Source organism: Salmonella sp. 741265116_PST, from assembly GCF_046567715.1.
In the GTDB taxonomy this organism is placed as follows: Bacteria; Pseudomonadota; Gammaproteobacteria; order Enterobacterales; family Enterobacteriaceae; genus Salmonella; species Salmonella enterica.
This window is the reverse complement of sequence record NZ_JBKFPH010000059.1, coordinates 1-8,543: the sequence shown is the minus strand read 5'-3', so window position 1 is coordinate 8,543 and position 8,543 is coordinate 1. Positions and strand designations below refer to the sequence as shown.

General features: G+C 49.2%; 9 protein-coding genes. 6 read left to right on the top strand and 3 right to left on the bottom strand.

The genetic code is table 11. The features are described 5' to 3' along the window. Together ACLD11_RS21545 and ACLD11_RS21540 are read right to left on the bottom strand one after the other, a co-directional pair. On the bottom strand, window positions 1–559 hold a 559-nt coding region (locus ACLD11_RS21545), incomplete at its 3' end, for a biotin/lipoyl-binding protein (protein WP_411015354.1). Window positions 560–561: 2 nt separating this feature from the next. After that, on the bottom strand, window positions 562–924 hold the full coding sequence (locus ACLD11_RS21540; protein WP_000479642.1) for a DUF3302 domain-containing protein: 363 nt from the start codon (window positions 922–924) through the stop codon (window positions 562–564). 528 nt (window positions 925–1,452) lie between these two features. Between ACLD11_RS21540 and mtlA the strand changes: the two genes are divergently transcribed. The 3 genes from mtlA (at window position 1,453) to mtlR (ending at window position 5,325) form a co-directional block, all read left to right on the top strand. Beyond that, window positions 1,453–3,369 (top strand): PTS mannitol transporter subunit IICBA, encoded by a 1,917-nt coding sequence (gene mtlA / locus ACLD11_RS21535; protein WP_411015353.1) that lies wholly within the window; start codon window positions 1,453–1,455, stop codon window positions 3,367–3,369. Between the two features lie 220 nt (window positions 3,370–3,589). After that, the gene (gene mtlD, locus ACLD11_RS21530) at window positions 3,590–4,738 is read left to right on the top strand and encodes a mannitol-1-phosphate 5-dehydrogenase (protein WP_411015352.1); all 1,149 of its coding nucleotides are present in this window, start codon (window positions 3,590–3,592) and stop codon (window positions 4,736–4,738) included. After that, window positions 4,735–5,325 carry a mannitol operon repressor MtlR gene (mtlR, locus tag ACLD11_RS21525; protein ID WP_183059187.1) on the top strand — a complete coding sequence of 197 codons (591 nt, stop codon included), beginning with the start codon at window positions 4,735–4,737 and terminating at the stop codon, window positions 5,323–5,325. Before mtlD ends, mtlR begins: the two co-directional genes overlap by 4 nt. Window positions 5,326–5,334: 9 nt before the next feature. Here mtlR and ACLD11_RS21520 read toward each other — a convergent pair whose 3' ends face one another. Beyond that, on the bottom strand, window positions 5,335–5,544 hold the full coding sequence (locus ACLD11_RS21520; protein WP_001062558.1) for a hypothetical protein: 210 nt from the start codon (window positions 5,542–5,544) through the stop codon (window positions 5,335–5,337). A 290-nt stretch (window positions 5,545–5,834) separates the two neighbouring features. Between ACLD11_RS21520 and ACLD11_RS21515 the strand changes: the two genes are divergently transcribed. The 3 genes from ACLD11_RS21515 to ACLD11_RS21505 all read left to right on the top strand — a co-directional run. After that, entirely contained in the window at window positions 5,835–6,197 is a 363-nt protein-coding gene (locus ACLD11_RS21515; RefSeq protein WP_183059186.1) for a YibL family ribosome-associated protein, read from the top strand. A 496-nt stretch (window positions 6,198–6,693) separates the two neighbouring features. Beyond that, window positions 6,694–7,419 carry a hypothetical protein gene (locus ACLD11_RS21510; protein WP_411015351.1) on the top strand — a complete coding sequence of 242 codons (726 nt, stop codon included), beginning with the start codon at window positions 6,694–6,696 and terminating at the stop codon, window positions 7,417–7,419. A gap of 43 nt (window positions 7,420–7,462) precedes the next feature. After that, the coding region (locus ACLD11_RS21505; protein ID WP_411015350.1) for an ESPR-type extended signal peptide-containing protein at window positions 7,463–8,543 on the top strand (1,081 nt) is incomplete at its 3' end.

Here is an 8,543-nt window from a genome sequence, read left to right as displayed (position 1 = left end):
CTTTAATGGTTCCCTGGGTTTCGTTGACCAGCGCCTGTTGCGCACCCAATTCCTGACGGGCGTTATCGATATCGCTTTCAGAGAACGGGTTAACCTTCGCCTGACTGCCTTTCAAATAGCGTTGATAATCTTTATACAGACGGTCACGTTCAGCAGATACACGGGTGGTATTGGCGACCGCTTCCGACAACTGTGCTTTCAGGTTGTCGATGTTGTGCGTAGCGGTAACCAGATCAGCCTGCAGCCTGTCGACACGCGCCTGATACCGTACCGGATCGAGCTTAAACAGCACATCACCTTTTTTAATTAGCTGATTATTTTTATCTGTTACCTCACTAACAATTCCTGTGACTTGCGGAGTGACCGGAATTGAAATAACCGCTTTTTGCGCCGTAAAAGTATACGGGTGGTTATAGTTCATTAATAAAATCAATCCCGCAACAATGAACACCCCACCTAATGCAGCGGTAGCAAGCGTCCATTGGTTTACCGGAATACGGAATATTTTAAAGATGGCCCAGGCAAAGGCCACATAGGTCAGGACTATCAACAAATCCATGATTAAATCTCCGGAAAGGTGGAGTTATCGTTTTTTTTCTCCCCATCCAGTCTTTTTTCCAACTGGGTGATTCGCGCTGCCAACGCGGCAATCTCAGGGTCTGACTCCTTTCCGGTCGGTGTGATGTGTGACTGCATTCCCCATCCCTTTTCAGGCTGGTAGAGCGTGGCCCAGATCCACAGGAACGGCCAAATAACATGAAGAGTGAACAGGCTCACCCATCCCGCAGTATGGATGGCATCGGCATGGGGATGGTTACGTTTTTTAGCCATGTTATAGGGAATATCGTGAATGGCGATGATTCCGTAAAACAGAACCAGAAAAACGAAGATCAGCACGCCCAACGCGAAATAATTTAGAAACATGCCTGCCTCGAATTCACGCTAATTAGAGTTTTTTATGCCGGCAGCCGTATGCACCCTGGCTGATGTTTTGAACATAACTGCAGTTTGGGGTTTTCGCCATACCACAAAATAAATATTTTTTCTGGTGAGAAGTTGCTTTGTTTTGCAATAAAAAATGTCGGGGGTAGAACCTGCCGCAGATCACATCTGCTCAAATCCAGATGAAAATAATTTGCGATCTACATCACAAAGATTCAACAAACAGCAAAACCAAAAATGTGAATCACTTCACATTTAATCCTCATTTACAGCGAATTATTGCACTGTGATGTTTTTTTGTACCGTTATTTTGTGATTAAAATCACATTAACTAACGCCATACACCCTATATTTACGTGACGAATGTCACATAAAAGACCGTCGACTGGACAGTTGAACGATTCAGTGCCAGATTTCGCAGTATCTACAGGGTCCGGCTACCTCTGCCGCTACATTAACAAACCTCGGGCTTTCAGCCTGCGCGACAGCAACATAAGAAGGGGTGTTTTTATGTCATCCGATATTAAGATCAAAGTGCAAAGCTTTGGTCGATTCCTCAGCAATATGGTGATGCCTAATATCGGCGCGTTTATCGCGTGGGGTATTATCACCGCATTATTTATTCCAACAGGGTGGTTGCCTAACGAAACGCTGGCGAAACTGGTTGGTCCGATGATCACCTACCTGCTGCCGCTGCTCATCGGTTATACCGGCGGTCGTCTGGTTGGCGGCGAACGCGGCGGCGTGGTGGGCGCTATCACTACCATGGGCGTTATTGTCGGCGCGGATATGCCGATGTTCCTCGGCTCGATGATCGCCGGTCCATTAGGCGGCTACTGCATTAAGAAATTCGACAGTTGGGTAGACGGTAAGATCAAATCCGGTTTTGAGATGCTGGTGAACAACTTCTCCGCTGGCATTATCGGTATGATCCTCGCCATGCTGGCGTTCCTCGGTATTGGTCCGGCGGTTGAAGTCCTGTCCAAAATTCTGGCGGCGGGCGTTAACTTCATGGTGGCGCACGATATGCTGCCGCTGGCGTCCATTTTTGTTGAACCGGCGAAAATCCTGTTCCTCAATAACGCGATTAACCACGGCATCTTCTCACCGCTGGGTATCCAGCAGTCCCATGAGATGGGTAAATCCATCTTCTTCCTGATTGAAGCTAACCCAGGTCCGGGGATGGGCGTCCTGCTGGCGTACATGTTCTTCGGTCGCGGCAGCGCTAAACAGTCTGCGGGCGGCGCGGCGATTATCCACTTCCTGGGCGGTATCCATGAGATCTACTTCCCGTACGTGCTGATGAACCCACGCCTGATTCTGGCGGTGATTCTCGGCGGTATGACCGGCGTATTCACTCTGACCATCCTGAACGGCGGTCTGGTCTCTCCGGCGTCTCCGGGTTCCATTCTGGCGGTACTGGCGATGACGCCAAAAGGCGCTTACTTCGCTAACATCGCTGCCATCGTGGCGGCAATGGCGGTCTCCTTCGTGGTGTCTGCAATTCTGCTGAAAACCAGCAAAGTGAAAGAAGAAGATGACATTGAAGCGGCCACCCGTCGTATGCATGACATGAAAGCGGAATCTAAAGGCGCCTCTCCGCTGGCGGCTGGCGACGTGACTAACGACCTGAGCCATGTGCGTAAAATCATCGTGGCTTGCGATGCCGGTATGGGTTCCAGCGCGATGGGCGCAGGGGTACTGCGTAAGAAAGTACAGGATGCGGGCCTGAGCCAGATCTCCGTCACCAACAGCGCCATTAACAATCTGCCGCCGGATGTGGATCTGGTCATTACTCACCGTGACCTTACCGAGCGCGCGATGCGTCAGGTACCGCAGGCGCAGCATATTTCGCTGACCAACTTCCTGGATAGCGGCCTGTACACCAGCCTGACCGAACGTCTGGTCGCTGCGCAGCGCCACAACGTGAACGAGGAGAAAGTTCGCGACCACCTGAAAGACAGCTTTGAAGAGGGTGATACCCACCTGTTCAAACTGGGTGCGGAGAACATCTTCCTTGGCCGTAAAGCGGCTAACAAAGAAGAAGCGATTCGCTTTGCTGGTGAGCAACTGGTGAAAGGCGGCTATGTTGAGCCGGAATACGTCGAAGCGATGCTGGACCGCGAAAAGCTGACGCCGACTTACCTCGGTGAATCCATCGCAGTTCCGCACGGCACGGTGGAAGCTAAAGATCGCGTGCTGAAAACCGGCGTGGTGTTCTGCCAGTATCCGGAAGGCGTACGCTTCGGTGAAGAAGAAGACGATATTGCCCGTCTGGTCATTGGTATCGCCGCACGTAACAATGAGCACATCCAGGTCATCACTAGCCTGACCAACGCGCTGGATGATGAATCCGTGATCGAACGTCTGGCGCACACCACCAGCGTGGATGAAGTTCTGGAACTGCTGGCAGGTAAAAAAGCTTAACAGTTAAGTATCCCCAAAATAGTTCGAGCTGCAGGAAGGCGGCAACGCAGTGAATCCCCAGGAGCGTACATAAGTACGTGACTGGGGTGAGCGAGGAGAGCCAACGCATCTGCAGTTCGAAATATGAAGGCGATATCCTCTCCCTTGTGGAGAGGGTTAGGTTGAGGGAAAAGCCTCACCCCAGCCCTCTCGGGTAAAAACATTAATGAAGGTTAATACTATGAAAGCATTACATTTTGGCGCAGGTAATATCGGTCGTGGCTTTATCGGCAAACTGCTGGCGGACGCGGGGATACAACTGACGTTCGCGGATGTAAACCAGGTCGTACTCGATGCCCTGAATGCCCGTCATAGCTATCAGGTTCATGTCGTGGGAGAAAATGAGCAGGTTGATACCGTCTCCGGCGTCAACGCTGTCAGCAGCATCGGCGATGAAGTTGTCGACCTGATTGCCCACGTTGATTTAATCACCACTGCCGTGGGCCCGGTTGTGCTGGAACGTATCGCTCCGGCCATCGCTAAAGGGCTGGTAAAACGCAAAGCGCAGGGCATCTCTACCCCACTGAATATCATCGCCTGTGAAAACATGGTGCGCGGCACCACGCAGCTCAAAGGTCATGTGATGAACGCGCTGGCGGATGGCGATAAAGCCTGGGTTGAACAGCACGTCGGTTTTGTCGATTCCGCCGTTGACCGTATTGTGCCGCCATCTGCTTCTGCGACCAACGATCCGCTGGAAGTGACGGTAGAAACGTTCAGCGAGTGGATTGTCGACAAAACCCAGTTTAAAGGCGCGTTGCCAAACATTCCGGGGATGGAGTTAACGGATAACCTGATGGCATTTGTCGAACGTAAACTCTTCACGCTGAACACGGGTCATGCTATAACCGCGTACCTCGGCAAATTAGCCGGTCATCAAACCATTCGCGACGCCATTCTCGATGAGAGTATTCGCGCGGTGGTGAAAGGCGCGATGGAAGAAAGCGGCGCGGTGCTGATCAAACGCTACGGTTTTGATGCCGACAAACATGCGGCATACATTCAGAAAATCCTCGGTCGTTTTGAAAACCCGTATCTGAAAGATGACGTTGAGCGCGTGGGTCGTCAGCCGCTGCGTAAGCTGAGCGCAGGCGACCGTCTGATCAAACCGCTGCTTGGCACCCTGGAATATGGTCTGCCGCATGTGAATCTGGTCAAAGGGATCGCGGCGGCGATGCATTTCCGTAGTGATGAAGATCCGCAGGCGCAGGAGTTGGCGGCTCTGATTACCGAAAAAGGCCCGCAGTCCGCGCTGGCGCAAATTTCCGGGCTGGATGCCAATAGCGATGTGGTGGCGGAGTCGGTTAACGCATATAACGCCACCAAATGACGCAGAACCCGGCGCAGGTTAGCCTGCGCCCAAATAACAGTTTGTCAGATATGCAGGCAATAATGGAACAAACCCAGGCCTTTGAAAATCGTGTGCTTGAGCGTCTGAATGCTGGCAAAACCGTACGGAGCTTCCTGATTACCGCCGTCGAGTTATTGACCGAGGCGGTGAATATTCTGGTGCTCCAGGTGTTTCGCAAAGACGACTATGCGGTGAAATACGCTGTGGAACCGTTGCTGGACGGCGACGGGCCGCTGGGCGATCTTTCGGTACGTCTGAAACTTATCTATGGCCTGGGCGTACTCAGTCGCACCGAATATGAAGATGCGGAGCTGTTAATGGCGCTGCGCGAAGAGCTGAATCACGACGGTAACGAATACGCATTCACCGACGACGAAATTCTTGGACCGTTTGGCGAACTGCACTGCGTCATGGCGCTGCCGCCACCGCCGCATTTTGATACGTCCGACGCGGCGCTATACGCCATGCAAATTCAGCGCTATCAGCAGGCGGTACGTTCGACGATGGTCCTCTCCCTGACCGAGCTGATTTCTAAAATCAGCTTAAAAAAGGCCTTTCAAAAGTAAATCCCGCCGTTAACCTCTTTCTTCTTCTTTTGGCCGGTACAGCCGCCGGTAATATTCCAGACGCTGCAAATAAATGGGCGCGCTCTCCGACGGCACTTCGGAAGGAACATAATCACGCGGCGGCGTTTTATTCAAGTATTCACGGAACGCCTGGCTGGACGCCATAAAATCGACGGCTTTATCAATAAGAAGTGGTACGTTCTCACCTATTTTTGCCATGATAGATCCTCCATGTGTGACCCGCGTCTGACTCCCGCGGTCGCTTATTTGAGTTTAGGATCAATTTAGCGTGGTCATTGAGGAAAATGTGCTTAATCGCTTTTCTTGCCGGCAAAAAAGGCGCTTCATCTTTTCTTTCGAAAAAAAGATTTTATTCTCAAAGAGATAACTAAATAATTAGCGGTGTAATACTTGCCATAATTGATTATCTTTACGCCATGAGTTGTGAAGAATCACTCACTGCGCGCATACTATAGGGTATCTATCCCATTTCTATCAGAAGCTATCCCATGAAAGAAGTTGAAAAAAACGAAATTAAACGCCTGAGCGATCGTCTTGACGCTATTCGCCACCAACAGGCAGCTCTCTCGCTGGTTGAATCCGCCGATAAATACGCGGAGCTGGAAAAAGAAAAAGAGACGCTGGAAGCAGAAATTATCCGTCTGCGCGAAGTACACAGCCAAAAACTGAGTAAAGAAGCGCAGAAGCTGATGAACCTGCCGTTTCGCCGCGCGATCACTAAAAAAGAGCAGGCCGATATGGGCAAACTCAAAAAAAGCGTACGCGGCCTGATCGTGGTACACCCGATGACGGCGCTGGGCCGGGAAATGGGGCTCAAAGAGATGACCGGCTTCGCGAAGAGCGAGTTCTAAATACTTCCGCATCACAGGCTCTCAAGGCCCCCGTCGTTCAACGGATGCCTTGAGAGCATCGGGCTATATTCCGAATTTTTATCCAGACGTATTTACACCGCTTATATACGAATTCATTTTTAACGGTAATCTCGATTTTTCAGGAATATAAATGCCACTATCAGGCCTATTTGTATTTATACAATGAATTTTTTCATCGACTGTTCTCATGACCCGCAGAATATAATTGACCCACTAAATTAAATAATATTATTATCTACAAGGCAATGCACCTATACATAAATTTCATGATTATATTTTTATAAGATATTGCTATGGGCAATTGATAATGAATTTCGGGCATTTATACAAATTCATAGAAGCAATGAATATTTTCGTTGTAATCATACATTAATTGATTATCGACAATGCCGTAACCCCGCAGAACGGTGAGTTAGCTGTATAAATAATAGTTTAACTATTTATATCATATAAATTATAAACAAGGGTATTTTATATGCACAAAAATGGGAAATTTATTCCCCTGCTTGCTTTGGGATTCACATTTTTTTTATCTGGTTGTGATTACTTCGCAGATAAGCACCTTGTTGAAGAACTGAAAAAACAACAAAAAGAACAAGAAACAAAGATAAACCTGTTAGAAAAACAACAAAAAGAACAAGAAGCAAAGATAAACCTGTTAGAAAAACAACAAAAAGAACAAGAAGCAAAGGTAAATTTGCTAGAAAAACAACAAGCTACAGTTATCAACACGACTCAAAAGGTCGCCGAAGTCGTTGGTCGCATTGAACGCAAACAACGGCTATTCGATTACACAGAACTGGATCCATCACAAACGCACTATTTTATTATTAACAACGGCAACATCGGATTAGCCGGGCGTATTCTATCTATTGAGCCAATAGATGATGGAAGTGTTATTCATCTTGATTTAGTTAACTTACTCAGCGTTCCCGTATCAAACCTGGCGTTTAATATGACATGGGGTACGAAAAAACCTTCCGAGGCAAAAGATCTGCCTCGCTGGCGACAACTCCTGCTCAACACGAAAATGAATTCTACCATCGAACTCTTACCGGGAACATGGACAAACGTCACGCTAACATTAAAAGGCGTATCGCCCAATAACCTTAAGTATCTAAAAATAGGTATTAACATGGAGAATGTCATATTCGACAGAATACAACCTATTAACGATACAAAAAAGAAGCCAAAAAAATAATAGCCATTGATACAACTATTTTAGAAAAGGAAAGCACTTATCCATGAACAGAATATTTAAAGTCCTCTGGAATGCCGCTACGGGAACATTTATTGTCACCAGTGAAACCGCAAAAAGCCGCGGCAAAAAAAACGGCCGCAGAAAGCTGGCAGTTTCCGCACTCATCGGTCTTAGCAGCATTATGGTTTCTGCGGATGCACTGGCCAACGCAGGAAACGATACAGGCGACGGCGTTACTCCAACGGGTACCCAGACTGGAGGAAAAGGGTGGATTGCAATTGGTACCGATGCCACAGCCAATACTTACACCAACGTTGATGGCGCAAGCGCCGCAATGGGTTATAAAGCCTCCGCGATGGGGAAATGGAGTACCGCCATTGGTTCCTACAGCCAGTCCACCGGCGACTCTTCGTTAGCGCTTGGCGTAAAATCGGTTTCAGCCGGTGACCGGGCCATTGCAATGGGCGCCTCATCCTCAGCCAGTGGAAGTTATTCAATGGCAATGGGCGTGTATGCCAATTCGAGCGGCGCAAAATCGGTTGCGTTAGGTTATAAATCTGTCGCGAGCGGAGCAACTTCCTCTGCATTAGGTTATCAAGCTACTGCGAGCGGCGACGACAGCGCTGCTTTTGGTAATGGCGCAAAAGCGATAGGCACCAACTCAGTTGCCCTTGGCTCGGGCTCTGTCGCCCAGGAAGACAATTCCGTCGCCGTGGGTAACAGCACCACTCAGCGGCAGATAACCTACGTTGCTAAAGGCGACATCAATTCCACCAGTACCGATGCCGTTACAGGTGCGCAAATTTATTCTTTAAGTCAATCCGTTGCCGACCGACTAGGCGGAGGCGCCTCCGTTAACTCTGATGGTACAGTGAATGCTCCCCTCTACGAGGTAGGCACAGGCACCTACAATAACGTAGGCAGTGCGTTAAGCGCACTTAACACTTCTATCACTAACACAGAGGCCTCTGTCGCTGGCTTAACCAATGACGCGTTATTGTGGGATGACAGCGCAAGTGCCTTTAACGCTACCCACAACGGAAGCGACAGCAAGATCACCCATCTGGCGGCAGGCACCCTGGCCGCAGACAGCACCGACGCCGTTAACGGCTCCCAGTTGTTTG

Bases quoted from the DNA above. Each gene is read 5' to 3' on its own strand.
- ACLD11_RS21515 (WP_183059186.1), top strand. From the start codon at position 5,835: ATGAAAGAAGTTGAAAAAAACGAAATTAAACGCCTGAGCGATCGTCTT.
- mtlA (WP_411015353.1), top strand. From the start codon at position 1,453: ATGTCATCCGATATTAAGATCAAAGTGCAAAGCTTTGGTCGATTCCTC.
- ACLD11_RS21520 (WP_001062558.1), bottom strand. From the start codon at position 5,544: ATGGCAAAAATAGGTGAGAACGTACCACTTCTTATTGATAAAGCCGTC.
- mtlR (WP_183059187.1), top strand. From the start codon at position 4,735: ATGACGCAGAACCCGGCGCAGGTTAGCCTGCGCCCAAATAACAGTTTG.
- ACLD11_RS21540 (WP_000479642.1), bottom strand. From the start codon at position 924: ATGTTTCTAAATTATTTCGCGTTGGGCGTGCTGATCTTCGTTTTTCTG.
- mtlD (WP_411015352.1), top strand. From the start codon at position 3,590: ATGAAAGCATTACATTTTGGCGCAGGTAATATCGGTCGTGGCTTTATC.
- ACLD11_RS21510 (WP_411015351.1), top strand. From the start codon at position 6,694: ATGCACAAAAATGGGAAATTTATTCCCCTGCTTGCTTTGGGATTCACA.